Genomic DNA, 24,445 nt, shown 5'->3' with positions numbered 1-24,445 from the left:
TCGTGTTGGGATCCAGGTTCGGGTGGTGCCGACCCGGCTCAGGATCGCGCGGCCAGTTCGTCCGTCAGGAAGTCGCGCAAGGTGGCGATATCGACCCCGCGCTCGATGAAGGCGTCGCCGATGCCTCGGACCAGGATGAAGGTCAGGGCGCCGCGGCTCACCTTCTTGTCCTGTGCCATGATGTCGAGAAAGCTGTCGGCGGGCGGCATCTGCCCGGGTATGTCGCTGATATGGGTGGGCAGGCCGACGGCGGCAAGGTGCGCGGCCACGCGGTCGCGGTCGGCCTGCGGACACAGGCCGAGCCGGACCGAGAAGTCGAAGGCGAGCCGCATGCCGATGGCGACGCCCTCGCCATGGACGAGGCGCGTGCCGTCATAGGCGACGATCGCCTCCAGCGCATGGCCGAACGTGTGGCCGAGGTTGAGCAGCGCCCGTGCCCCTGTCTCGAATTCGTCCTCGGCGACGATGGCGGCCTTGGCGCGGCAGGAAACGGCGATCGCCTCCTCGCGCTCCGCCCCGCCGGCGAAGACGGCAGTGTGATTTTCCTCCAGCCAGGCAAAGAAGCCGGCATCGCCGAGCAAGCCGTATTTGATGGTTTCGGCGTAGCCGGCGCGGAACTCGCGCAAGGGCAGGGTGTCCAGCGTCGCGGTGTCGGCCAGCACCAGCGAGGGCTGATGGAAGGCGCCGATCAGGTTCTTGCCATGGCGTACGTTGATGCCCGTCTTGCCGCCGACGGAGGAATCCACCTGGGCCAGCAGCGTCGTCGGGACCTGGACGAACGGCATGCCGCGGCGGACGCTGGCAGCGACGAAGCCGGCAAGATCGCCGACCACCCCGCCGCCGAGCGCGACGACGGCATCGTTGCGCTCCAGCCGGGCCTCCAGCACCCGGTCGCAGACCGTCTCGTAGACCGCGAAGCGCTTGCTGGCCTCGCCCGGTGGCAACAGGATGGTGGCAAAACCGATCCCGGCCGCCTCGAGCGAGGTCTGCAGCCGCTCGAGGTGGTGGGTGGCGACGGTCTCGTCGCTGACGATGGCCACCTTCGAACGGGGCAGGCGGGCGGCAAGGCGCGCTCCGGCCTCGTCCACCAGTCCCCGGCCGATCAGAATGTCGTAGGAGCGCTCGCCGAGATCGACCGGAACACGAAGCGGGTCCGTGGCTGAGGTTTCGGCCGCGGCGGATTGGCGGGTCATCGGCGTTCGGCTCCTTGCGTCTGTTCGCTGAGCGCCGGCGCAAGGCCGAAATGATCCTCGAGCGCGGCGATGATATCGACGACGACGGCTTCGTGCGGCACATCGCGCGACTGGACGGTGAGGGCGGCCTGCGCGTAGACCGGCTCGCGCTCGGCCAGCAGCCGGCGCATGACCGCTTCCGGGTCGGGGTCGTTGAGCAGCGGCCGGTTCGGCTTGCGGCGCACCCGGTTCATCACCAGCGAAAAATCCGCCTTGAGCCAGATCGACAGGCCGTTTTCGCGGATCGCAGCACGGGTCTCCGCGTTCATATAGGCGCCGCCGCCGGTGGCAAGGATCTGCGGCCCGTTCTTCAGCAGGCGGGAGATGACGCGCTGTTCGCCGGCCCGGAAATAGGCCTCGCCATGCTGGGCGAAGATCTCCGGAATGGTCAGGTTGGCGGCCGCCTCGATCTCCGTGTCGGCGTCGACGAAGGGCAGCGTCAGCGTCTGGGCGAGGCGCCGGCCGACGCTCGACTTGCCGCAGCCCATGATGCCGACAAGCACGATCGAGCGCGTTCCAAGCGCGTTGACAAGCCGGGCGGCACGCTCTTCCTCGACGAGATACGGCAGGACGGACATCTGACGGCGCTCTCCCTTTTGACCCATCGCTTTGCCCTTGTCCTGCCCGCATAGTCAAGCCTGCATGCAGATGGCGACTTGCATCACGGCCGGCGACTGGCCGATAAGGGATGCGTCCACTGGCGGTTCCGGAGCCCTTTCGACACCCATGCCCACGATCGCCCGACTGCTGTTCGTTCTCCTGGTTCTCACCGGCGCGGTCGCCGGTACGGTCTTCGCGCTGGGCACGTTTGTCGAACCGGAACCGCGCGAGATCACGGTGCGGCTGCGGATGGACGGGTTCGGGCGCTAGCGAGGCCGAAGCGGGAGGCGGGATGGCGAGCGACGCGCTGCTGATCGAGGGCTTCCTGGAGATGCTGTCGGCCGAACGGGGCGCGGCGGCCAACACGCTGGAAAGCTATCGCCGCGACCTTGAGGATTTCTCGGGGTTTCTCGGTGCGCGCCGCTCGGCGGCCGCTACGGCCTCGCGCGAGGACGTCACCGCCTATCTCTCCGATCTCACCCGGCGCGGCTTTGCCGCCAGTTCGCAGGCGCGACGGCTGTCGGCCCTGCGCCAGTTCTACCGGCATCTGTTTTCCGACGGCTTGCGCACAGACGACCCGACCCGCACCGTGGCGACGCCCAAGCGCCGCGCCGCCCTGCCCAAGGTGCTCGGCGAGGAGGAGGTCGACCGGTTGCTGGCCGCCGCGCGGGAGGCGAGCGAGGTCGAGGGCCTGTCCTCGGCAGCACGGCTGCGGACACTGCGCCTGCATGCGCTGCTCGAGGTGCTCTATGCCACAGGCCTGCGCGTGTCCGAGCTGGTGTCGCTGCCGCTGTCGGCGGCCCTGCGCGACGAGCGATTGATCGCGGTGACCGGCAAGGGCAACAAGGAGCGGCTGGTGCCGCTCGGCCCGGCTGCGCGCGCGGCGATGCGCGCCTATGTGGCCTGCCGGCGGGCGGAAGGGGTCTATCCGGCCAGCCGCTGGCTGTTTCCCTCGCATGGGGAGAGCGGGCATTTCACCCGCCAAGCCTTCGCCCGCGACCTGAAGGACCTTGCGGTGTCGGCAGGACTCGATCCTTTGGCGCTCTCACCGCATGTGCTGCGGCATGCCTTCGCCTCGCATCTTTTGCAGAACGGCGCGGACCTGCGCGTCGTGCAGCAGTTGCTTGGCCATGCCGACATCTCGACGACGCAGATCTACACGCATGTGCTCGACGAGCGGTTGGCGGCCCTGGTCGAAGGCCATCACCCGCTGGCGAGGAAACGCTGAGTGTGGTGCCGCCGGCCAAGGCTCAGCGCGGCATCAGCACCCAGATGTCGAAGTCGAGGATGACGGCAGGGTCATAGGCGCCGTCCGGCCCGGTCAACGGGAAGTCGTGGCACGGCCGGTCCTTGGTCGCGATCATCCGCAGGCGCAGGGCGCCGACATCGTGGCGGCCGGGAATGTCGGCCTTCTCAAGGACTTGCGACCAGGCGAAGACCGTGTTGCCGGCAAACAGCGGCGCAACATGGCGCCCGGCATTGATACCGGCGATGTGGAAGGCATTTCCCAGCCCGTTGAAGGACAGGGCGCGGGCGAGCGAGATCACATGGCCGCCATAGACCAGTCGTCGGCCGAAGCGGCCCTGGCCTTCGGTGAACTGGTTGAAATGGACGCGGGCGGTGTTCTGGTAGAGGCGGGGGGGGATCTGGTGCTCGGCCTCCTCGACGGTCATGCCGTCCACATGGTCGATGCGCTCGCCGACCGCATAGTCGCCGAAGCGATGCGGTGAGCCCGCCAGGTCGTCGTCCCAGGCCTCGACGTCGATCAGCGGGCAGGCATCGCCGAGGGCTTCCGGCGCGATGGCGTCCGGCAGGCTCGGCACGATGGTCTCGGGCGCGAGACTGGCGGGATCGCGCTTGTTCACCATGACCCAGCGAACATAATCGAGCACCTCGGTGCCGTCCTGATTGTAGCCGGTGGAGCGGACATAGACGACGCCGGTGCGCCCGTTCGAGTTCTCCTTGAGGCCGATCACCTCGGAGACGGCGGACAGGGTGTCGCCGGCGAAGACGGGCGCAAGGAACCGGCCACCGGCATAGCCGAGATTGGCGACCGCGTTGAGCGAGATGTCCGGCACGGTCTTGCCGAAGACGATGTGGAAGACCAGCAGGTCGTCGACCGGTGCCTCTGGATAGCGGACGCGCTGGGCGAAATCGTCCGAGGATTGCACGGCAAAGCGCGTGCCGTAGAGGGCGTTGTAGAGCGAGATATCCCCTTGTGTCAGCGTGCGCGGGGTTGCGTGGCGCAGGACCTGGCCGACGCGGAAATCCTCGAAAAAGTTGCCCGGACTGGTCTTGCTCATGACGCGGCCTCCCTGATCGTCTTTTGCGCTGCAATAAGACAGGCTGGCAGGCCGGTGTGCAAGTCCGACCTTGGGCGCTAGCCTGCCACGAGCAGGTTGCCGGCGCGGCCACAAGGGCTTAACTAGACAAACGCTCCGGGGCGGCTTTCGGAGGCCGCGAAGCAGAGGAACAGACCATGGCGGATGAGCAGACCGGTGCCGGCAACGGCGCGCCGGAGACCCCTTCCACCTTTCCGCGGGGACTGCTGGCGGGCTATCGCGCCTATCGGGAGCACTCCCACAAGCCGCATCGCACCGATTACGAGCGCCTTGCGATCTACGGGCAGCAGCCGGAAGTGATGGTGATTTCCTGCTGCGACAGCCGGGTGGCGCCCGAAGGCATTTTCGCTGCCGGACCGGGCGAGCTTTTCGTGGTGCGCAACGTCGCCAATCTGGTGCCGCCCTATGAGCCGGACAACGATTACCACTCGACCAGCGCGGCGCTTGAATTCGCCGTGCAGGCGCTGAAGGTGCGCCATATCGTGGTGCTCGGCCACTGCCAGTGCGGCGGCGTCAAGGCGTTCCTCAACCAGGATGCCACGCCGCTGTCGCCGGGCGATTTCATCGGCAAGTGGATGACGCTGCTCGAGCCGGCGGCGGAGTTCCGCTGCCTCAAGGTGGAGCGCGACGAGGATCCGCAACTCGCCATGGAATATGCCGGCATCCGGCAGTCGCTGGTCAACCTGCGCAGCTTTCCCTGCGTACGGATCCTCGAGGAAAAGGGGCGCCTGTCCCTGCACGGGGCCTGGTTCGATATCGGATCGGGCGAGTTGCGCATCCTCGATCCGGCGAGCGAGCGTTTCGTCGCCGCCCCGGCCTTCCTGGCCGCCGGCTTTGTGCCCGGCGGTTGAGGGCTACTTCACGCCTTCCAGGTTGAGGCTGACGAGGCGACCGGTGTCTTTCTCCATATGCGGCAGATAGGCCTGGGAGTAGTCGTCGAGGCCGCTATGCTCGGTCGTGCGCCAGTCCCAGCGGCGCACGGAGGTAAAGCCGACCTCGATCAGCGCGGCCGACAGGGTTTCCTCGTCGAAGACCATCTTGTGATAATCGTACTGATCGCGCTGGCCGCCGACCAGCAAGCCCAGCACCTGCGGCAGGGCGATGCCGTTCGAGGGGTCGAGATAGAGTTCGGCGGCGGCACGGAAATCCGGGACGGCGATCCGCAGCACGCCGCCCGGCGCCAGCACCCGGCACCATTCGGCGAGGACGTCGCGATACTCCTTGCGGCCGAAATGCTCCAGCACGTGGCAGGCATAGATCAGCCCGACGGTGCCGTCGGCGATGAAGGCAAGATCCTCGACCGGGCCGATGCGGTCGACATGCGGATAGTCGAGCGCATCGACATGGTAGAAGCCGGGAATGTGCTTCACGCCGCAGCCGAGGTGGAGTTTCTCGATTTTCATTGGGTGCTGCCCGTTCTGCCATCGGCGCCGAGAACGGCGCGGTTGTCCAAATACCAGCGGATCGTCTGCCGGATACCGTCCTCCAGCGCCACGCGCGGGCGCCAGCCGAGCGCGTGCAACCGGCTGGACTCCATCAGCTTGCGCGGCGTGCCGTCCGGCTTGCTTGCATCGAAGCGCAGGGCGCCGGTGAAGCCGGCCTCGCGGGCGATCAGCGTCGCGAGATCGCGAATTGAGATTTCCTGGCCCGAGCCGATATTGATTGGCTCGTCGCCGTCATAGGCATCGAGCAGGAAGACGATCGCGTCGGCGAGATCGTCGACATGCATGAACTCGCGCAGCGGCGTGCCGCTGCCCCAAATCTCCACCGCTTCGGCGCCGGCCGCCCGCGCCTCGACGACCTTGCGGATCAGCGCCGGCAAGACGTGGCTGGTGGCGAGGTCGAAATTGTCGTTCGGACCATAGAGATTGGTCGGCATCGCCGAGACATAGGAAAGCCCGTGCTGGCGGCGATAGGCCTGGCACAGATAGACGCCGGCGATCTTGGCGATGGCGTACCACTGGTTGGTCGGCTCCAGCGGCCCTGTCATCAGCGCATTCTCGCGGATCGGCTGCTCCGCGAATTTCGGATAGATGCAGGACGAGCCGAGGAATACGAGACGGCGGACGCCGTGATCGGCCGCTGCGGCGATCACGTTTGTCTGGATCTGCAGGTTGTCCTGCAGGAAATCCACCGGTTGGCGGTCATTGGCGAGAATGCCGCCGACACGCGCGGCCGCCAGGATCACTGCATCCGGTCGTTCGCTGGCGAAGAACTCCGCGACGGCGTGCTGGTCGGTCAGGTCCAGTTGCGCCCGTGTGCGGGTGATGATCTCGGCCTTTTCCTGCGCAAGGCGGCGGCAGATCGCCGAGCCGACCATGCCGCGATGGCCGGCGACGAAGATCCGGCGCGCTGGGCCGGCGCTGCTCTCAGCGGTCATCGTCAGTCCTCGCGGCCATAGGCGCGGCGCGCATGGCGCTCGACGCGCAGCAGCTCAAGATCCGCATCCACCATCTCGTCGACCAGTTCGGCAAAGCCGGTCGTGTGGGTCCAGCCGAGCCGTTCGCGCGCCTTGGTCGGGTCGCCGAGCAGAAGGTCGACCTCGGTCGGGCGGAAATAGGCGGGATCGATGGCGACCAGCGTCTCGCCGCTCGCCCGGTCGCGGCCCGTCTCTTCCACGCCCTCGCCCGACCAGACGATCTCGCGGCCGACGCGGGCGAAGGCGCGCTCGACGAATTCGCGGACCGTATGGGTCTCGCCGGTTGCCAGGACGTAGTCGTCGGGCTCGGGCTGCTGCAGGATGCGCCACATGCCTTCGGCATAGTCCCGGGCATGGCCCCAGTCGCGGCGGGCATCGAGATTGCCGAGATAGAGCTGCTTCTGCAGTCCGAGCTTGATGGCGGCGACCGCGCGGGTGATCTTGCGGGTGACGAAGGTCTCGCCGCGCAGCGGGCTCTCATGGTTGAAGAGGATGCCGTTGCTCGCGTGGATGCCATAGGCCTCGCGGTAGTTCACCGTGATCCAGTAGCCATAGAGCTTCGCTACCGCATAGGGCGAGCGCGGGTAGAAGGGCGTCGTTTCGCTCTGGGGGGTCTCTCGGACCTTGCCGTAAAGCTCCGAGGTCGAAGCCTGGTAGAAGCGGCAGGATTTTTCCATGCCGAGGATGCGCAAGGCCTCCAGCAGGCGCAAAACGCCGGTCGCGTCGGCATTCGCCGTGTATTCCGGCGTCTCGAAGCTCACCATGACATGACTCTGGGCCGCGAGATTGTAGATCTCGACCGGCTGGATCTCGGAGACGAGGCGGATCAGCGAGGAACTGTCGGTCAGGTCGCCGTAATGGAGAAAGAAACGGCCGCCTTCTTCATGGCGATCCTGGATCAGGGGGTCGATCCGGCCGGTATTGAACGAGGAGGAGCGGCGCTTCAGCCCATGCACCTCGTAGCCCTTTTCGAGCAGGATACGGGCGAGATAGGCGCCGTCCTGGCCGGTCACGCCGGTGATGAGCGCGCGGGGTGCAGTCATGTTTGTCCCTGTCGGATGCCGGAAGAACGGCCTTGTCGGTCGTTCCTCCTACTGCACGCGACGGACAAGGGCAACCGCCGCCATGTTTCCCGAGAGGATGGGCGACGGCGGGTGCGCTCGGCTGGGGCGTCGCGTCGGACGCGGGGACTTCAACTGCAATAGGCGAGCTTGTCCGGCTGGACCTTGAGCAGCGCGTCGCGGAGCTTGTCGAGTGCGCGGCTCTCGATCTGGCGTACGCGCTCCTTGGAGATGCCGAGCTTCTGCCCGAGCGCCTCCAGCGTCTCGCCTTCCTCGCTCAGACGCCGCTCGCGGACGATGCGCAGCTCCCGCTCGCTCAGCACGCCGAGCGCGGTTTCCAGCCAGCGCGTGCGCCGCTCGGTGTCGATGACGCCGCCGACGGTTTCCTCCGGCAGGGGATCCTCGCTGACGAGGAAGTCCTGCCGATCGGCGCCCGAACCGTCCGATTCCAGAACGGGCGCGTTCAGCGAGGTGTCCGGCCCGGACAGGCGGGCGCTCATCGCCGCCACGTCCTGCACCTTCACGCCCATCGTCTCGGCGATCTTCTCGACCAGCTCGTTCTCGCTGATCTGGGTCGTGCCGCTGGACAGTTTCGCCCGCAGACGGCGCAGGTTGAAGAACAGCGCCTTCTGGGTCGACGAGGTACCGCCACGGACGATAGACCAGTTGCGCAGGATATAGTCCTGGATCGAGGCGCGGATCCACCAGGTGGCATAGGTGGAGAAGCGCACCTCCCGCTCCGGCTCGAAGCGCGAGGCGGCCTCCAGCAGGCCGATATGGCCCTCCTGGATCAGGTCGCTCATCGACAGTCCGAAGTTGCGGTATTTCGCCGCCACTGCGATGACAAGGCGCATATGCGCCAGGCTCAGGCGGTCGAGCGCAGCCTGGTCGCTCTTCTCGCGCCATGCGATTGCGAGTTGCTGTTCTTCCTCGCGGCTGAGATAGGGCGCGTTCATCGCGGCCCTGACAATCTGACGCCGGTTGCCCGAAAGATAGCTCACGGTGTGTCCCTCCGCGTCCCGGCCCCCCCTCGGGAGGCCCGGCACCGGGTGGGCGGCTGCCGCCACGACCGGTGCCTTCGTCTGCATTCGTTTTCGATACGCTGCCAGGGTGTTTTCGGTTCAGTCCGAGGGACCGCGCGTGTCGCGTCCCGTGTCGGCCGGATGGCAGCACTGCTCAAGGTCGAGCATGACTCCTCCATACGATCAGGACCAATAGGAGTTCATCCAGATCGCAATAAGTTTACCTGATTGATCGGGCGGCACTGTGGCATTCCGTTCAAATCGTTGAGCGAAAAGAAAAACGCCCGGCGCTGGTGGCGCCGGGCGTTGAAGGTCCTGACGGGCCGATGCCGCGTTCATGCGGCTTCGGTCTGTTCCCCGTCCTCGTCTTCGGTCGCGGCGGCCGCCTTTCGGCTGGTCGACTTGGCGAGATTCTGTTCGATCTGGCGGATCGCCTCGGTGTCGGAGCACTTGTTGACGGCGGCGATTTCACGCGACATGCGGTCGAGAGCCGCCTCGTAGAGCTGCCGCTCCGAGTAGGACTGCTCCGGCTGACTCTCGGACCGGTAGAGATCGCGGACCACCTCGGCGATGGCAATCAGGTCGCCGGAATTGATCTTCGCTTCGTATTCCTGCGCGCGGCGGCTCCACATGGTGCGCTTGACACGCGGACGGCCGCGCACGGTCTCCAGCGCCTTCTTTACCGCTGTGGCATCCGCCAGCTTGCGCATGCCGACGGTCGCGATCTTGGCGACCGGAACACGCAGCGTCATCTTATCCTGTTCGAAGTTGATCACCAGAAGCTCAAGCGCATATCCCGCGACGTTCTGTTCCTCGATGGCGGTGATCTGTCCAACGCCATGGGCGGGATAGACAATGAATTCGCCAGTCTTGAAACCTTGTCTCTGCGCGGTTTTCTTCATCGTTGTTGCCATACGCCTATGCTACTCCTGCGCAGTTGCGGCCAGAAGCCGGGGGCGTCGCGCACGGCGGCGCCCGTCCATGGAGAAAACGCACAACCACCGGCTTGTGGCGCACCACAATCCGTCGGAGTTCGTTATTCGATGATCAGCCGACCGAACTTTGGCCTCGATCAGATCTAGGAGGGATGCCGCCCCCCTCCGCATATGGCGAAGGGTTCGCAACCATAAAAAAACCTCCGCGTGGAGGGGGAGACCACTGGTTCGGTTACTGAGGAAAAGACTATAGCACAAAACTTGTGGATTTCAAAACGTGACGCTTCGCCCCTTGAATTTCGCTACAGGGCATCACTGCCGCGCCGCCAACAACGGCGCGGCCGGTAGCTGTGGTCGATCGCGTCGGGCTCAGTCTCCAGAGCCCGGTTCCGGGGAGAAATAGGCGTCGAACTTGTTCGGCTTGCCGTCGAAGTCCTCGGCCTCGGGAAGCGGGTCCTTCTTGACCGTCAGGTTCGGCCACTTGGCGGCATATTCGGTGTTGAGCTCCAGCCACTTCTCCAGGCCCGGCTCGGTATCCGGCTTGATCGCATCCGCCGGGCATTCCGGCTCGCAGACGCCGCAGTCGATGCATTCGTCGGGGTGGATGACGAGCATGTTCTCGCCTTCGTAGAAGCAGTCGACCGGACAGACTTCAACACAATCGGTGTACTTGCACTTGATGCAATTGTCCGTGACGATATAGGTCATCGCAATCCTCTCGCGGCGCCAGTCATGCCGTCGCCATGTCGCGGCTCTTCGATCGAGGCCCGATCTCCGTTCCGCAGTTGCGGTTCGAAGGTGCAGTCCGATACGGGGTTCCGGGTCCGGCCAGGCCGGGAGACCAGAGCGTGCCGGCCAGTATGCGGGCGGGTCTTGCTGCCTGCGTACCGGGTTTGGCGATGGGCTTCAAGTTCGGAATATGTTGCCGATGATAGCTGGCGGGAAAGATTTTTCTCCGCTTCGCCGGCCTCGCGCGAGCGGGCGATATGTCGCAGCCTTGCCGGCGCAAGATCACCGCAGTTCAGCCCCGTCGTTCAATTCGTGTCGGTGAGACGATCGATCTGGCGTCGCTGGCGCTTGGTCGGCCGGCCGCTGCCCCGGTCGCGCCGTCCGGGTGCCGGGCCGTCCTGGCCGAAAACGCTCGGTTTGCCGGCGGCGGCAGCGTTCTCGCCCTCGCCAGCGTCCTGCGCATCCTCCTCGGAAAGCGATGGGGCGCCGGGAGCCGGCGCCAGATCCTCGTAAAGAAGGCGGGCTTCCGGCGCCGGCCCCCTGCGAGCGCCAGGTGCCAGCACCTTCAGCACCAGCACCCGGTTCGCGACCGCGATCGTCAGGACATCGCCGTGGCGGATCGCCTTTGCCGGGGCCGAGGCCTTGTCACGATTGACCCTGACGTGGCCGCCGGTCACCAGCTTCTGGGCGAGGCTGCGCGACTTGACGATGCGGGCGAACCACAGCCACTTGTCGAGCCGCTGCGGCGTCATGTCCGCGGGCGGCGCGGCTGGTCCGGTGGAGGTGGTCTCGCTCACCTGTGCGGCAACCCTGCATCATCCCGGCCCGCTGCCCGTGTCGCGACGGGTCAGGAGCGCGGCTTCTTCTCCAGATCGGCCTTGAGCGCGGCCAGTTTCGCGAAGGGCGAGTCGGGATCGATCTCGCGCGCAGGGCGTTCCGGTCGGCCGCCACGCGGACGTTGGCCTTCCGCGCGCGCGCCCTCGGGCCGGCCCTTGCCGCCGGCCCTTGCCTGGTCAGATCGGGCCTGGTCTGAGCGGGCCTGGTCTGGGCGGGGCCCGTCGGGCCGCCCTTGCTGGCGGTTGCCGCCCTTGCCGAAGCCGCGCCCCTTGGTCCGCTGCTTGTGATCCTGTCCGTCCGCGCTCTGCTGGCCGTCCTGTTCGTGGCGGCGGCCTCCGCGTTGGCCCTCGCGCTGGCCTTCCCGCTGGCCGCCGGCGCGCTGACCGCCCTGCGGCCGACGGTCGCGGCGGCCGGGGCGCCAGACCTCGATGGTGACCGTTTCCTTTGCGCCATCGGCCGCGTCTGTGGCGGCAGAGGCGTCCTGTGCCGGTTCGGTCGTTGCCGTCGCGGTTTCGGTTGCGCTCGGCTCTGCCGGTGCGGCGACCGGGGCGTCTTCCGGCAGGCGTGCCGACTCGTCTGCTTCGGCGGGCGCCGGCGTCGGCTGGTTCTCCGCCCGCTCTTCCGACTGAGTTTCCGTCGGAGCGTCGGTTGCGACCGCCTCGGCGGCGGGAGGCGACGCGGCTTCCGGCTTCTGCGTCGCTGGCCGGGCGATTTCTCGGCTCTCGGAGCGATAGCCGAGAGATTTCAGGACGGCGGCAAAGTCCTCGCCAGCGCAGCCGAGCAGCGACGTCATCGCCACGGTCACGGTGAAGCCGCCGCCTTCGGCAACGGCACCGTCCGGTGGCGACACCTCCGCATTGAGCGGCTTCCAGGCCAGAAGCGGACGGATCAGGTCGGCGAGGCGCTCGAGAATGTCGATGCGCACGGCGCGGGGTCCGCAGACGCGGAAGCCGACGACCTTGTACAGAGCCTTCGAGATCTGTGGGTCGACGGCAATCGACGTGCGGCCCGAGGCCGAGAGCTGAGGCAGTTCGGCAAGACCCGGCATGTCGGGCTCGCCATGTTTCAACGCCCAAAGCTGGGCAATCAGCCGGCTCGGGGCCGGCTTCAGCAGGGCTGGCACGAAAATATGATAGGCGCCGAAGCGCACACCGAGGCGGCGCAGGCCCGCGCGCATGGACTGGTCGAGCTGGCGGACGTCTTCGGCGATCTCCGAGCGGTCGAGAATGCCGAGCGCTTCGACGAGGCGGAAGGCGATGCCGCGGCCGAGACCCTCCAGGCCCTCACCGATCTCGAGATCGCGCAAGGGCTTGAGCACCGTGTCGATATGCGCACGCAGCCACAGGACGAGGCGTGCCTCGACCTTGTCGCGGTCGGCCGCCTCCAGGGTCTCCTCGCACAGGACGATCAGGCCCGGGGTGAGCACCGTTTCGCCGGAGATGACCCGGGCGACGATCTCGCCCTGCCAGCGCAGGATGCCATCGGAGGCGAGCGCGAAATCCTCGTTGGCGCCGCGCGACAGGCGGTCGGCGCGCTGGGTGAGTTCGCTGGCCAGCGCCTTCTGGGCCGCAGCGCGCAGCGCCTTGACGTCCGGCCCATCGGCGGAGGGGTCTGGCGCAAAGCGGAAGCCCTGCAGTTGTCCGACGTGCTGTCCCTCGACAAGCACATCCCCTGCCGATGTAATTTCCGCTTCAAGCATGGCGTTCTCTCTCAGCCGTCGCATCAATACGCTCGTCCGCCGATCGACGAAGCGCTGGGTAAGCCTCTCGTGCAAGGCGTCGGACAGACGGTCTTCTACGCCGCGCGTCACGCCTTGCCAATGGGCGGGATCCGCAAGCCAGTCACCACGGTTGGCGACAAAGGTCCAGGTGCGGATGTGGGCAATGCGGTTTGCCAGTGTGTCGATGTCGCCGTCGACGCGATCGGCGAAGGCGACCTGGCGGGCGAACCAGTCGTCGGGAACCACCCCGTCGCGGGTCAGATGGGCATAGAGCCCGGCGATCAGGTCGGCGTGGTTGGCCGGCGCGATCTTGCGGTAATCCGGCACCTGGCACACGTCCCAGAGCAGGCGCACCCGCTCCGGCGACGAGGCGACACGGCGGATCGCCTCGTCGCGCAGGGCATGATCGAAGGCGGTCTCGTCGGCCGACGGCGGCGCGCGGGTCAGACCCTGTTCCCGCGGCGGCTCGTCGAGCGTGCGGCGCAGGCTCTCGACACTGTCGTAGTCGAGCGCGCGGTTGCGCCACTGAAAGACCTTGAGGGCGTCGAAACGGTGGCTCTCGAGGGCTGCGACCAGTTCCTCGTCGAAGGGATCGACCCGGCCGGTGACGCCGAAGGTGCCGTCGCGGGTGTGGCGACCGGCGCGCCCGCCGATCTGGCCCATCTCGGCGGGCGTCAGCATCCGGTACTGGTAGCCGTCGAACTTGCGGATGCCGGCAAAGGCGATGTGATCGACGTCGAGATTGAGGCCCATGCCGATCGCGTCGGTGGCGATCAAGTGCTGCACGTCGCCGTTCTGGAACAGCTCCACCTGAGCGTTGCGGGTGCGCGGGCTGAGCGAGCCGAGCACCACGGCCGCGCCGCCGTGCTGGCGACGAATCAGCTCGGCGATCGCGTAGACCTCGGAGGAGGAGAACGCGACCGCGGCGGAGCGTGGCGGCAGGCGGGTGATCTTCTTCTGGCCCGAATAGGCCAGCACTGACATGCGCGGCCGGGTGATGACGTTCAGGCCGGGCAGCAAACGCTCCAGCAGCGGGCGCGCCGTGGCCGACCCGAGCAGCAAAGTCTCCAGCGTGCCGCGCATGTTGAGGATGCGGTCGGTGAAGACGTGGCCCCGCTCGAGATCCCCTGCGAGCTGCACCTCGTCGATGGCGACGAAGTCGGCGACAAGATCGAGCGGCATTGCTTCCACGGTCGATACCCAGTAGCGGGTCCCGGCGGGGATGATCTTCTCCTCGCCGGTGACCAGAGCCACCTTGTCCTCGCCGACCCTCTGAGCGATGCGGCCATAGACCTCCCGCGCCAGCAGGCGCAGCGGCAGGCCGATGATTCCGCTTTCGCGGGCGATCATCCGTTCGATGGCGAGATGGGTCTTGCCGGTGTTGGTGGGGCCGAGGACGGCGGTCACGGTACGCGCGCGGGCGACCGGCGGCAGCGTTGTCCATGTGGGGCCTGTGGTGCCCCCGGCCGAAGACGGCCTCGATTGTCCGGAATGAAGCATTGGCTGGAGCTGTGCTGTGCGATCCGTGCCACGGCGGAGCCCGCCACGATCCGTTGCGAAATAGAACCGCGCGACGGGATGGCGCCGGGGTCCGGATAGGTTTGTCGGCGGAAGCGTCAGGCAACCGCAAACCCGTTGGCTCGACAGGTAGCACAGACGGTCGCGGGCTGTCGCCTGCTGTTTTCCACAAGCGGGGAGGGGCGACGACCGCCGGGCGGGACGCCCCGCTTCGGTCCGTTCCGGCAGCGCGAAAACCGACCTGCGTCAGGGTGAACAGAACGAGTCCGGAACAAAGCCGGACCGAATCGATGACTCGCACGGATTCAGGTTTCGTTCTCTACGACATGTTGTGGAGGCAGAGGATCACGGGGCGAAATCGTGAATCTGCTCAAGGATTTGAGTCGACCGATTCGGATCCGGTCGAATTTCTCGGCGCTGCGAAACAGATTTCCATCCCGTTAACCAGCTCGATAAAATTCGAACTGCAAAATTCACGTTTGTCGAAACCGCGAACGAAGCCTGTCCGAATCGCTGACAGATAGTTGTTCCTGATATGTTCATTCGATATGTTGTGCCCCGCCCGAGTGGGCATAGCGGATGATGAGGATGGGGTCGCGGGCGTTCGGTGGGTCTCGCGAAACGGGTTTACCCGATCGTTTCATTCCGGGACGATTTGCCGGCAGACATTTGCGGGGCCTATCGGTCCTCTCGTGCCTGCCATCTTCCCTTGTTGCGGTGCAACAGCTAGAACGCGGTGACGCTAAGGCACCGGCGCCCCCTTGCGGGGTGCTTGTCAGGAGGAGGGGCTGACTTGGCAATTCGGAAGATTCTCGTCGCCAACCGTTCGGAGATCGCAATCCGCATCTTCCGCGCGGCCACCGAACTCGGCATGCGCACCGTGGCTGTCTATGCGGAGCAGGACAAGCTGGCGCTGCACCGGTTCAAGGCCGACGAAGCCTATCAGATCGGCCGAGGCGCGCATCTGGCGGAGCCGCTCGGACCGATCGAGGCCTATCTGTCGATCCCCGAGATCCTGAGAGTGGCGAAGGCGGCGGGCGTCGACGCGATCCATCCCGGCTACGGGTTCCTGTCGGAAAGCCCCGAATTCGCGGAAGCCTGCGCGGCGGCGGGCATCGTCTTCATCGGTCCTTCGCCGGAGACCATGCGCCGGCTCGGCAACAAGGTGGCGGCTCGCAATTTGGCCGTGGAAGCAGGTGTTCCGGTGATGCCGGCGACCGATCCGCTGCCCGACGACATGGACGAGATCCGCAGGCTCGCCGCGGAGATCGGCTATCCGGTGATGCTCAAGGCGTCCTGGGGCGGGGGCGGGCGCGGCATGCGCGTCATCCGCGACGAGGAAGCGCTGTTGCGCGATGTGGCGGCGGCCAAGCGCGAGGCCAAGGCAGCCTTTGGCAAGGACGAGATCTATCTGGAGAAGCTGGTCGAGCGGGCGCGGCACGTGGAAGTGCAGATTCTCGGCGATGGGCATGGCAACCTGGTGCATCTGTTCGAGCGCGACTGCTCGATCCAGCGCCGCCACCAGAAGGTCGTCGAGCGAGCGCCTGCTCCCTATCTCGGCGCCGACCAGCGCGCGGAACTATGCGAGTACGGCCTCAGGATCGGCCGCGCCGCGGACTATCGTGGCGCGGGAACCGTCGAGTTCCTGATGGATGCGGACAGCGGTCGCTTCTACTTCATCGAGGTCAACCCGCGCGTCCAGGTCGAGCATACGGTGACGGAGGAGGTCACCGGCATCGACATCGTCAAGGCGCAGATCCGCATCGCAGCCGGTGCGATGATCGGCGAGCCGGCCTCCGGCGTGCCGGCCCAGGAGGCGATCCGGCTGAACGGCCATGCCCTGCAATGCCGCATCACCACCGAGGATCCCGAGCAGAACTTCATTCCCGATTATGGCCGGATCACCGCCTATCGCGGCGCCACCGGATTCGGCATCCGGCTCGATGGCGGCACGGCCTATTCAGGCGCGGTGATCACCCGCTACTATGACCCGCTGCTGGAGAAGGTGACGGCCTGGGCGCCGACGGCGGAAGAAGCGGCGCAGCGCATGGACCGGGCCTTGCGCGAGTTCCGCATCCGCGGCGTTGCCACCAACCTGGTGTTCCTGGAGAATGTCATCGGCCACCCGGATTTCCGGGCCAACGCCTACACGACCCGCTTCATCGACGAGACGCCGGCGCTGTTCCGCCAGGTCACCCGGCGCGACCGGGCGACCAAGCTGCTGACCTATATCGCTGACGTCACCGTCAACGGCCATCCGGAGACCCGAAACCGGCCGCGCCCGTCCGGCGATGCGCCCGCGCCGGTCGCCCCGCTCTATAACGGCGAGATCCGCATGGGGACGCGGCAGCTTCTCGACGACCTGGGGCCGGAGGGCTTTGCCGACTGGATGAAGGCGGAGCGGCGGGCACTGATCACCGACACGACCATGCGCGATGCCCACCAGTCGCTGCTGGCGACGCGGATGCGCAGCTTCGACATCGTCGCGGTGGCCGATGCCTATGCCCGCGGCCTGCCGCAGTTGTTCTCGCTGGAATGCTGGGGCGGCGCCACATTCGACGTCGCCATGCGCTTCCTGACGGAAGATCCCTGGGAGCGGCTGCGGGCGGTACGTCAGCGCGTTCCCAACATTCTGCTGCAGATGCTGCTGCGCGGGGCCAACGGCGTCGGCTACGCCAATTATCCCGACAATGTGGTTCGCGACTTCGTTGCCCGCGCGGCGGAAACCGGCATCGACCTGTTCCGCGTCTTCGACTGCCTCAACTGGGTCGAGAACATGCGTGTCTCGCTCGATGCGGTGATCGAGGCGGAGAAGCTGTGCGAGGGTACGATCTGCTACACCGGCGACCTGCTGGATGCGGCGCGGCCGAAATACGACCTTGCCTACTACGTCAAGCTGGCGAAGGAGTTGGAGCGTGCCGGCTGCCATATCCTGGGCGTCAAGGACATGGCCGGGCTGATGAAGCCGGAGGCGGCGCGGCGACTGTTCGCTGCGCTGAAGCAGGAAGTCGGCCTGCCGATCCACTTTCACACCCACGACACCTCCGGCATTTCCGCCGCCACCGTGCTGGCCGCGGTCGAGGCGGGCGTTGACGCGGTCGATGCCGCGATGGACGCCTTTTCCGGGCTGACCTCGCAGCCGGCGCTGGGCTCGCTGGTCGCGGCCCTGCGCGACGGGCCGCGCGACACCGGGCTCGACGCGAAGGCGATTCGCGAGATCTCCTTCTACTGGGAGGCGGTGCGGGCCCAGTACCGCGCTTTCGAGAGCGATCTCAAGGCGCCGGCCTCCGAGGTCTATCTGCACGAGATGCCTGGCGGCCAGTTCACCAACCTGAAGGAACAGGCCCGCTCGCTCGGCCTCGAGACCCGCTGGCACGAGGTGGCGCAGGCCTATCACGACGTCAACATGATGTTTGGCGACATTGTCAAGGTGACCCCCTCGTCCAAGGTGGTCGGCGACATGGCGCTGATGATGGTGGCGCAGGGACTGACGGTCGCCGACGTGCTGTCGCCGACCAAGGAGGTCGCCTTTCCCGAAAGCGTCGTGCAGATGATGCGCGGCGATCTCGGCCAGTCTCCCGGCGGGTGGCCGACGGACATTCAGACAAAGGTGCTGAAGGGCGAGGCGCCGATCACCGTGCGTCCCGGCTCGCTGCTGGCGGCCGACGATCTCGCCGCCCGGCGCAAGGAACTGGAAGAAAAGACGGGCGACGTCTCCGACACGGACCTTGCCTCCTATCTCATGTATCCGAAGGTCTTCACCGACTTTGCCGTGGCGCGCGATCGCTACGGTCCGGTCGATGTGCTGCCGACGCCGGTCTATTTCTACGGGTTGCCGGCGGGCGAGGAGATGATGATCGACCTGGAGCCCGGCAAGACGCTGGTCGTGCGAACCCAGGCGGTCGGCGAGACCGACGAGACCGGCGAGCGCAAGGTGTTCTTCGAACTCAACGGCCAGCCCCGCATCATCAAGGTGCCGGATCGGGCGCATGGGGCCGCCGGCGCGGCGGTGCGGCGCAAGGTCGAGGCCGGCAATGCGGCGCATGTCGGCGCGCCGATGCCGGGCGTCATCTCCACCGTCGCGGTGAAGCCGGGTCAGAGCGTGTCGCCGGGCGATGTGCTTGTTTCCATCGAAGCCATGAAGATGGAAACGGCGCTGCACGCCGACCGCGCCGGTACGGTGGCGGAGGTGCTGGCGAGCCCCGGTCAGCAGGTGGATGCGAAGGACCTGCTGGTGGTCTTCGAGGCGGAGGGCTGACGGGTCGATGGTGCTGAGGATCGCCGCCGCCGACCTGCGCCGCGTGTTCCTGCACCTGCAGGGTCTGTCCGATGTGCCGTCGCGGCGCTTCGGGCAGGCGGAGCTGTGCGACATCATCGACCGCCTCGGCTTCGTCCAGGTCGACAGCATCAACACGGTGACGCGGGCCCATCATCAGATCCTGTTCTCGCGCAACCAGACCTATCGCGAGACGCAACTGACGGGTCTGCTGGAGCGCGACCGGGCGGTGTTCGAGAACTGGACCCATGACGCGGCGGTGATCCCCTCCAGCGCCTATCCCTACTGGCGCCATCGCTTCGCCCGCCAGAGGGACCGGCTCAAGGCGCGCTGGACGAACTGGCACGGGCACGACTTCCACGGCGAGATCGACCGGGTGCGCGAGCATGTGCGGGCCAATGGCCCGTCGCGCGGCCGCGATTTCGACGGCGAACGTGCCCGCAAGGAACCGGGCTGGTGGAACTGGCAGCCGGGCAAGACGGCGCTGGAGTATCTGTGGCGAACCGGCGAGATCGCCGTGACCGCGCGGGACAATTTCGCCAAGGTTTACGATCTCTCCGAGCGGGTGATCCCGCGCGAGCACTTCGAGCAGGACGTCAGCCACGAGGCCTTTGTCGACTGGACCTGCCGCGAGGCGTTGCAGCGGCTGGGCGTTGCGACATCGGGCGAGATCGCGGCCTTCTACGATCTTGTTTCGCCGGAGGAGGCGAAAGCCTGGTGCTCGGAGCAGGTGGGCGTGACCATCCTGCCGGTGGAGATCGACTTCGGGCCGGGTCAGCCGAAGCGCGCCAGCGTTGCGCGACCGGATATCGAGACCTTGTTGAGCGAGGCGCCTGAGGCGCCGGCGCGGGTGCGGACGTTGAGCCCGTTCGATCCGGTGCTGCGCGACCGCAAGCGGGCGGAGCGCCTGTTCGGTTTCTCCTATCGCATCGAGGTCTTCGTGCCAGCGGAGAAACGCAGCTACGGCTACTATGTCTATCCGATCATGGAAAAGGACCGGATGATCGGCCGGGCCGACATGATCTGCCGGCGGGCCGAGGGTGAGCTGCTCGTCACCGCCTTCTGGCCGGAGCGCGGCGTGCGGCTCGGCGAAGGCCGGTTGGCGCGACTGGAGGCCGAATTCGCCCGCATGGCCCGGTTCACCGGCATGGAACGGGTCGTGTTCGCGGAGGGCTGGCGGCGCGAGCCCGTCGGCTGACGCGCCGCGCCGGATAACCCGACGGACCTGCGAGAACGGATCGGCTTTCAGTCCTTCGTCGCGAGGATGCGTTCGATCTGGCTCGGCGGATGCCCGGTCAGCGTCTTGTCGACCTCGGCGACGATACGGCTCGCCACCTCCTTGTGAAAGGCCTTGCGCAGGTCGCCCAGCGTCATCGGCGGAGCGACGACGACGAGTTTCGAAAAACGGCCCTTGTGGGCTTCGCGGTAGAGCGTTTCGGCGATGAGCTTGGCAAAGCGATGCTTTTCGATCATGTGCCAGTCGGTCGGCTCCATGGCGCTGCGGTGCGGACCGGGGCCATCGTTGCGCCGACCGGGGGCGTCTGTGCCTTGTTGCGACGTCGGCGGATTGTCCTGTTGCAACACCTGCAGGACCTCGAAATTCGGGTAGTCGGCATCTCCCTGATTGCGGAAGAACAGCGCTTTCTCGCCGTCTCCGACCAGAATCCAGCTATCGTGCTCGATGCGCAGCCCGCTCATGTGAGGTCTCCCTTCTTACGTGCCGAGCCCGCTCGTGACCGGTTCCGCCGGCCTGGAGCAGGCATCCAGACCTGAAGGACACGTAGGTACGATCGCAGCCCGTTTGAATGGCCTGCGTCAGAGTTTCGCCGTCTCCCGGGCAATGAGGTCGTGGCATCCCTGGTCGAGCATGCGGAAGACCGCGTCGAAGCCGTTCGGACCGCCATAATAGGGATCGGGCACATCGTGAGGGAGAAAGCGCCGGATTTCGGCACGGCAGCCGGTCGGTGCGCGGGCCTGAAGATCGGCGAGATTGTCGGAATCCATCGCCAGGATGAGGTTGAATCGCGTGTAGTCCGCGTCACTCACCTGGCGGGCGCGCAGGCACGACAGATCGATGCCGTTGCGGGCGGCGACCGCCACCGAGCGCGGATCGGGTGCCTTGCCGACATGCCAAGAGGCGGTGCCGGCGCTGTCGACGGTGACGGAGCCGCCGAGACCGGCGGCTTCGATCCGCTGCCGCAGGATGCCCTCTGCCAGCGGCGAGCGGCAGATATTGCCAAGACAGACGAACAGGATTGCGGTCACGAAGCCCTCGCTGGTTGGTTGGTCTGGTCGCGCCCGGCCACGCCGAGGCCCGACATCGCGATGGGGTTGCAGCCCTTGTCAGGCCGCGCCTGTCGTGGTCCGCTTTCCGGGTTGGGTCGCCGCCGTCGGCGTCCGTTTCCAGGAGGAGGTCGCCATGACCGAAAAGCTGTCGCCCGCCGCCCGCTCCGACGCGCTTGCTTCCCTGCCCGGCTGGCGGGAGGTGGAGGGACGCGACGCGATCACCCGGACATTCACGTTCAAGGACTTCAACGCGGCCTTCGGTTTCATGACGCGGGTGGCGCTCGTTGCCGAGAAAATGAACCACCATCCCGAATGGTTCAATGTCTATCGGACCGTCGAGGTTGTTCTGACGACCCACGATGCCGGAGGGCTGAGCGAACTGGACATCCGGCTGGCCCAGAAAATGGATATGCTGGCGGACAACTGATGGCGCGCCGAGGTCAGCCTCGTTCGAGGAGGAAGATGTGGACGTCGTTCTCCCCGGTCTGTCGCGACACCAGCCTGTGTCCCGCCTCCTGGCAGAAATGCGGGATGTCGATCACCGACATCGGGTCGGTCGAAAGCACGCGGATCAGGGCTCCCGTCTCGAGGCGAGTCATGGCCTTGCGAGTCTTGAGAACCGGGAGAGGGCATTTCAGGCCCTTCAGATCCAGCTCCAGATCGACCTTGTCCACTGCGCGCTCTCCACCGATATGAGAGGCAGTCCGGCCCCTCGGATCGACCTCCGCCAGCCGTTCCGGCTGGGCACTCCCGACCCTGAAGACAAGACAGGAGAATATGTCCGTGACCAGCAGTGGCAAGCCCGATGCGTTCGACATACTGGATTTCTGGTGGACGGCCGGACCGCAGAGGTGGTTCGTCCGCAACGAGGCCTTCGATGCGCAGATCCAGGCGCGGTTTGGGGATCTTGTCGAGCCGGCGCGGGACGGGGCCCTGGATGCCTGGGCGGACACTCCGCATGGGGCGCTCGCCCTGCTGCTGCTGCTCGACCAGTTCCCGCGCAATCTGTTCCGCGGCAATGCGCTTGCCTTCGCTTCCGACGAGCGCGCGCGCCGTATTGCCGGAGGGGCTCTTGCCGCCGGGTTCGACCGGGCGTTTCCGAAGGAGGCGCGCCCCTTCTTCTATCTGCCCTTCGAACATTCCGAGGACATGGCGGATCAGGAGCGAAGCGTGGATCTGTTCCGCCGCCATGGCGATGAACAGGGATATCTCTATGCCCTGATCCATCTCGACGTGATCCGCCGGTTCGGCCGTTTCCCCCACCGCAATGCCGCGCTGGGAAGGGAGACGACGCCGGCTGAGGCGGCCTATCTTGCCGATGGTGGCTTCAGCGCCTGAGTGGAGCGCACAAAATTTGTGCACATAATTTAGCCGCATCCACCTGTCGGATGTGGCTATTTTTTGTGCAGACGAAGGTGCTTCGAGAGGGCGGCCCCGAAGCCGGAAAGGTGACCTGCAGACTTTTCATATCTTATTGTTTTACATTTGTTTTTCTTCACGATCTGCCCGTCTGTCCGGCCATATTTTGCGCCGCAGCACGAACTGGCACGCTCCTTGATAATTGAGAACCGGCGTCAAACGGATCGCCCGGCTACCAGGCTGTGGTGGCGGCCGCGATCCGCCAGATCAAGCCGAGACGCGCCTGCCGCAATGGGCCGGGGAAGCGAAGCAGGGAAAGGAACGGAAGCAAGCATGAAAATCGTGATGGCCATCATCAAGCCGTTCAAGCTCGACGAGGTGCGCGACGCCCTCACGAGCATCGGCGTTCAGGGACTGACGGTGACCGAGGTCAAGGGCTACGGACGGCAGAAGGGGCACACGGAGATCTATCGCGGTACGGAATATGCCGTGAGCTTCCTGCCCAAGCTGAAGATCGAGGTCGCGGTGACCTCCGAGCTTGCCGACAAGGTCGTCGAGGCAATCGCCAGCGCCGCCAAGACCGGCCAGATCGGCGACGGCAAGATCTTCGTCTACGCGCTCGACCAGGTTCAGCGCATCCGCACCGGCGAAACCGACGCCACCGCGCTTTGACCCATCCGAGCAGGGGAATTTCAATGAAAACAACCTTCAAGACCGCCGGGCTGGCTTCGCTTGCGCTTCTTGCGGCGACCGGCGCCGTTCTCGCCCAGGACGCGACCGTTGCCACCGAGGCAGTCGAGGCCGCAGCCGAGGCGCCGCAATACGCGCTCGCCAGCGAGACCGCGTATATCTTCAACACGCTGCTGTTCCTTCTCGGCGGCTTCCTGGTCATGTGGATGGCGGCCGGCTTCGCCATGCTCGAGGCCGGCATGGTGCGCGCCAAGAACGTCTCCATGCAGTGCCTGAAGAACATCACCCTCTATTCGATTGCCGGCCTGATGTTCTGGATCACCGGCTACAACCTCATGTATACGGGCGTCGATGGCGGCTATATCGGCTCCTTCGGTCCGTATGCCTTCGATCCGGTCGGCGGTAACGATCTCGGGACGGGCTATTCCGTCGCCTCCGACTGGTTCTTCCAGATGGTGTTCTGCGCCACCACCGCCTCGATCGTTTCCGGCACGCTGGCCGAGCGCATCAAGCTGTGGCCCTTCCTGGCCTTCACCGTGCTGCTGACCGGCTTCATCTATCCGATCGCCGGCTCGTGGCAGTGGGGTGCCGGCTGGCTCGACGGCATGGGCTTCTCGGACTTCGCCGGCTCGACGCTCGTCCACTCGGTCGGTGGCTGGGCCGCGCTCGCCGGCGCCCTGGTGCTCGGCGCCCGCACTGGCAAGTACACCGCCAACGGGGTGCACCCGATGCCGGGCTCGTCCATGCCGCTGGCAACGCTTGGCACCTTCATCCTGTGGCTCGGCTGGTTCGGCTTCAACGGCGCCTCGCAGCTTGCCATGGGCACGATCGCCGATGTCACCGACATCTCCCGGATCTTCGCCAACACCAACATGGCGGCGGCTGCCGGCGTGGTTGTGGCGGTGATCCTGACCCAGGTCCTGTACAAGAAGGTCGACGTCACCATGGCCCTGAACGGCGCGCTCGCCGGTCTGGTGTCGATCACCGCCGAGCCGCTGGCTCCGTCCGTTTGGCAGGCCGTGTTCATCGGCGGCGTCGGCGGCGTGATCGTCGTCTTCACCGTGCCGCTGCTCGACAAGCTGAAGATCGATGACGTGGTCGGCGCCATCCCGGTGCACCTCGTTGCCGGCATCTGGGGCACGCTGATCGTACCGCTGTCCAACGGCGATGCCTCCTACTCGGTCCAGCTCATCGGAATTGTCGCCTATGGCGTGTTCACCTTCGGCGCCAGCCTGATCATCTGGCTGGCTCTCAAGGGCACCATCGGCATCCGCGCCTCGGCCGAGGAAGAGGCGCTCGGTCTCGACAAGATCGAGGTCGGTGTCGAGGCCTATCCGGAATTCGGTCAGGGCAGCCAGCGCGTCTGAGCCCAGCCGGTTCTTCTCCCGAAGCAACCGGCGTGACCGGCGGTTGCACCTT

Annotated in this window: 23 protein-coding genes; 9 read left to right on the top strand and 14 right to left on the bottom strand. The window is 66.2% G+C overall.

Annotation, left to right across the window (positions count from 1 at the left end; genetic code table 11):
* Positions 1 to 38: 38 nt before the first annotated feature.
* Positions 39 to 1,193 carry a 3-dehydroquinate synthase gene (aroB, locus tag TSB10P1A_RS09735; RefSeq protein ID WP_186387714.1) on the bottom strand — a complete coding sequence of 385 codons (1,155 nt, stop codon included), beginning with the start codon at positions 1,191 to 1,193 and terminating at the stop codon, positions 39 to 41.
* Positions 1,190 to 1,810: a shikimate kinase gene (locus TSB10P1A_RS09730; RefSeq protein ID WP_186387713.1), complete on the bottom strand. Its 621-nt coding sequence runs from the start codon at positions 1,808 to 1,810 to the stop codon at positions 1,190 to 1,192. Before TSB10P1A_RS09730 ends, aroB begins: the two co-directional genes overlap by 4 nt.
* Positions 1,811 to 1,958: 148 nt before the next feature.
* Here TSB10P1A_RS09730 and TSB10P1A_RS09725 point away from each other — a divergent pair, with 148 nt between their 5' ends.
* Positions 1,959 to 2,102, top strand: coding sequence for a hypothetical protein (locus TSB10P1A_RS09725; RefSeq protein WP_186387712.1), 144 nt, complete (start codon positions 1,959 to 1,961; stop codon positions 2,100 to 2,102).
* Positions 2,103 to 2,124: 22 nt separating this feature from the next.
* Positions 2,125 to 3,060: a site-specific tyrosine recombinase XerD gene (gene xerD / locus TSB10P1A_RS09720; protein WP_186387711.1), complete on the top strand. Its 936-nt coding sequence runs from the start codon at positions 2,125 to 2,127 to the stop codon at positions 3,058 to 3,060.
* A 22-nt stretch (positions 3,061 to 3,082) separates the two neighbouring features.
* Here xerD and TSB10P1A_RS09715 read toward each other — a convergent pair whose 3' ends face one another.
* Positions 3,083 to 4,135, bottom strand: a complete 1,053-nt coding sequence (locus tag TSB10P1A_RS09715) for a MaoC family dehydratase (RefSeq protein WP_186387710.1) — start codon at positions 4,133 to 4,135, stop codon at positions 3,083 to 3,085.
* Positions 4,136 to 4,311: 176 nt separating this feature from the next.
* Between TSB10P1A_RS09715 and TSB10P1A_RS09710 the strand changes: the two genes are divergently transcribed.
* Complete coding sequence (locus tag TSB10P1A_RS09710; RefSeq protein WP_186387709.1) at positions 4,312 to 5,025, top strand: carbonic anhydrase; 714 nt, start codon at positions 4,312 to 4,314, stop codon at positions 5,023 to 5,025.
* A 3-nt stretch (positions 5,026 to 5,028) separates the two neighbouring features.
* Here the strand turns inward: TSB10P1A_RS09710 and TSB10P1A_RS09705 are convergent, their stop codons facing one another.
* From TSB10P1A_RS09705 to TSB10P1A_RS09670, 8 genes are all read right to left on the bottom strand, one after another.
* The gene (locus tag TSB10P1A_RS09705; protein WP_186387708.1) at positions 5,029 to 5,577 is read right to left on the bottom strand and encodes a methyltransferase domain-containing protein; all 549 of its coding nucleotides are present in this window, start codon (positions 5,575 to 5,577) and stop codon (positions 5,029 to 5,031) included.
* Positions 5,574 to 6,554 carry a GDP-L-fucose synthase gene (locus tag TSB10P1A_RS09700; RefSeq protein WP_186387707.1) on the bottom strand — a complete coding sequence of 327 codons (981 nt, stop codon included), beginning with the start codon at positions 6,552 to 6,554 and terminating at the stop codon, positions 5,574 to 5,576. Before TSB10P1A_RS09700 ends, TSB10P1A_RS09705 begins: the two co-directional genes overlap by 4 nt.
* A gap of 2 nt (positions 6,555 to 6,556) precedes the next feature.
* Entirely contained in the window at positions 6,557 to 7,636 is a 1,080-nt protein-coding gene (gene gmd, locus TSB10P1A_RS09695) for a GDP-mannose 4,6-dehydratase (RefSeq protein ID WP_186387706.1), read from the bottom strand.
* Between the two features lie 149 nt (positions 7,637 to 7,785).
* On the bottom strand, positions 7,786 to 8,655 hold the full coding sequence (locus TSB10P1A_RS09690) for an RNA polymerase factor sigma-32 (protein WP_208984372.1): 870 nt from the start codon (positions 8,653 to 8,655) through the stop codon (positions 7,786 to 7,788).
* Between the two features lie 356 nt (positions 8,656 to 9,011).
* On the bottom strand, positions 9,012 to 9,590 hold the full coding sequence (locus TSB10P1A_RS09685) for a CarD family transcriptional regulator (RefSeq protein ID WP_186387704.1): 579 nt from the start codon (positions 9,588 to 9,590) through the stop codon (positions 9,012 to 9,014).
* A gap of 390 nt (positions 9,591 to 9,980) precedes the next feature.
* Complete coding sequence (gene fdxA, locus TSB10P1A_RS09680) at positions 9,981 to 10,319, bottom strand: ferredoxin FdxA (protein WP_186387703.1); 339 nt, start codon at positions 10,317 to 10,319, stop codon at positions 9,981 to 9,983.
* 326 nt (positions 10,320 to 10,645) lie between these two features.
* Positions 10,646 to 11,092 (bottom strand): RNA-binding S4 domain-containing protein, encoded by a 447-nt coding sequence (locus TSB10P1A_RS09675; RefSeq protein WP_186387912.1) that lies wholly within the window; start codon positions 11,090 to 11,092, stop codon positions 10,646 to 10,648.
* Between the two features lie 95 nt (positions 11,093 to 11,187).
* Entirely contained in the window at positions 11,188 to 14,397 is a 3,210-nt protein-coding gene (locus TSB10P1A_RS09670; protein WP_208987058.1) for a helicase-related protein, read from the bottom strand.
* 811 nt (positions 14,398 to 15,208) lie between these two features.
* Between TSB10P1A_RS09670 and pyc the strand changes: the two genes are divergently transcribed.
* Together pyc and TSB10P1A_RS09660 are read left to right on the top strand one after the other, a co-directional pair.
* A complete protein-coding gene (gene pyc, locus TSB10P1A_RS09665; RefSeq protein WP_186387702.1) occupies positions 15,209 to 18,673 on the top strand; it encodes a pyruvate carboxylase in 3,465 nt (1,154 codons plus the stop codon).
* 7 nt (positions 18,674 to 18,680) lie between these two features.
* Positions 18,681 to 19,889 carry a winged helix-turn-helix domain-containing protein gene (locus TSB10P1A_RS09660; RefSeq protein WP_186387701.1) on the top strand — a complete coding sequence of 403 codons (1,209 nt, stop codon included), beginning with the start codon at positions 18,681 to 18,683 and terminating at the stop codon, positions 19,887 to 19,889.
* 47 nt (positions 19,890 to 19,936) lie between these two features.
* Here the strand turns inward: TSB10P1A_RS09660 and TSB10P1A_RS09655 are convergent, their stop codons facing one another.
* Positions 19,937 to 20,389 carry a host attachment family protein gene (locus TSB10P1A_RS09655; RefSeq protein WP_186387700.1) on the bottom strand — a complete coding sequence of 151 codons (453 nt, stop codon included), beginning with the start codon at positions 20,387 to 20,389 and terminating at the stop codon, positions 19,937 to 19,939.
* A gap of 117 nt (positions 20,390 to 20,506) precedes the next feature.
* Complete coding sequence (locus TSB10P1A_RS09650; RefSeq protein WP_186387699.1) at positions 20,507 to 20,956, bottom strand: low molecular weight protein-tyrosine-phosphatase; 450 nt, start codon at positions 20,954 to 20,956, stop codon at positions 20,507 to 20,509.
* Positions 20,957 to 21,050: 94 nt separating this feature from the next.
* Between TSB10P1A_RS09650 and TSB10P1A_RS23875 the strand changes: the two genes are divergently transcribed.
* On the top strand, positions 21,051 to 21,404 hold the full coding sequence (locus TSB10P1A_RS23875) for a 4a-hydroxytetrahydrobiopterin dehydratase (protein ID WP_371328846.1): 354 nt from the start codon (positions 21,051 to 21,053) through the stop codon (positions 21,402 to 21,404).
* Positions 21,405 to 21,417: 13 nt separating this feature from the next.
* Here TSB10P1A_RS23875 and TSB10P1A_RS23715 read toward each other — a convergent pair whose 3' ends face one another.
* A complete protein-coding gene (locus TSB10P1A_RS23715) occupies positions 21,418 to 21,651 on the bottom strand; it encodes a sulfurtransferase TusA family protein (protein ID WP_244293060.1) in 234 nt (77 codons plus the stop codon).
* Between the two features lie 103 nt (positions 21,652 to 21,754).
* Here TSB10P1A_RS23715 and TSB10P1A_RS09635 point away from each other — a divergent pair, with 103 nt between their 5' ends.
* From TSB10P1A_RS09635 to TSB10P1A_RS09625, 3 genes are all read left to right on the top strand, one after another.
* Positions 21,755 to 22,315 (top strand): DUF924 family protein, encoded by a 561-nt coding sequence (locus TSB10P1A_RS09635; RefSeq protein ID WP_186387696.1) that lies wholly within the window; start codon positions 21,755 to 21,757, stop codon positions 22,313 to 22,315.
* Between the two features lie 354 nt (positions 22,316 to 22,669).
* Positions 22,670 to 23,008 (top strand): P-II family nitrogen regulator, encoded by a 339-nt coding sequence (locus tag TSB10P1A_RS09630; RefSeq protein ID WP_067224442.1) that lies wholly within the window; start codon positions 22,670 to 22,672, stop codon positions 23,006 to 23,008.
* Positions 23,009 to 23,031: 23 nt separating this feature from the next.
* On the top strand, positions 23,032 to 24,393 hold the full coding sequence (locus TSB10P1A_RS09625; protein ID WP_186387695.1) for an ammonium transporter: 1,362 nt from the start codon (positions 23,032 to 23,034) through the stop codon (positions 24,391 to 24,393).
* Positions 24,394 to 24,445: the final 52 nt, after the last annotated feature.

The sequence above is a fragment of the Stappia sp. TSB10P1A genome, from assembly GCF_900185725.1.
In the GTDB taxonomy this organism is placed as follows: Bacteria; Pseudomonadota; Alphaproteobacteria; order Rhizobiales; family Stappiaceae; genus Stappia.
This window is presented reverse-complemented; position numbering and strand designations above follow the sequence as displayed.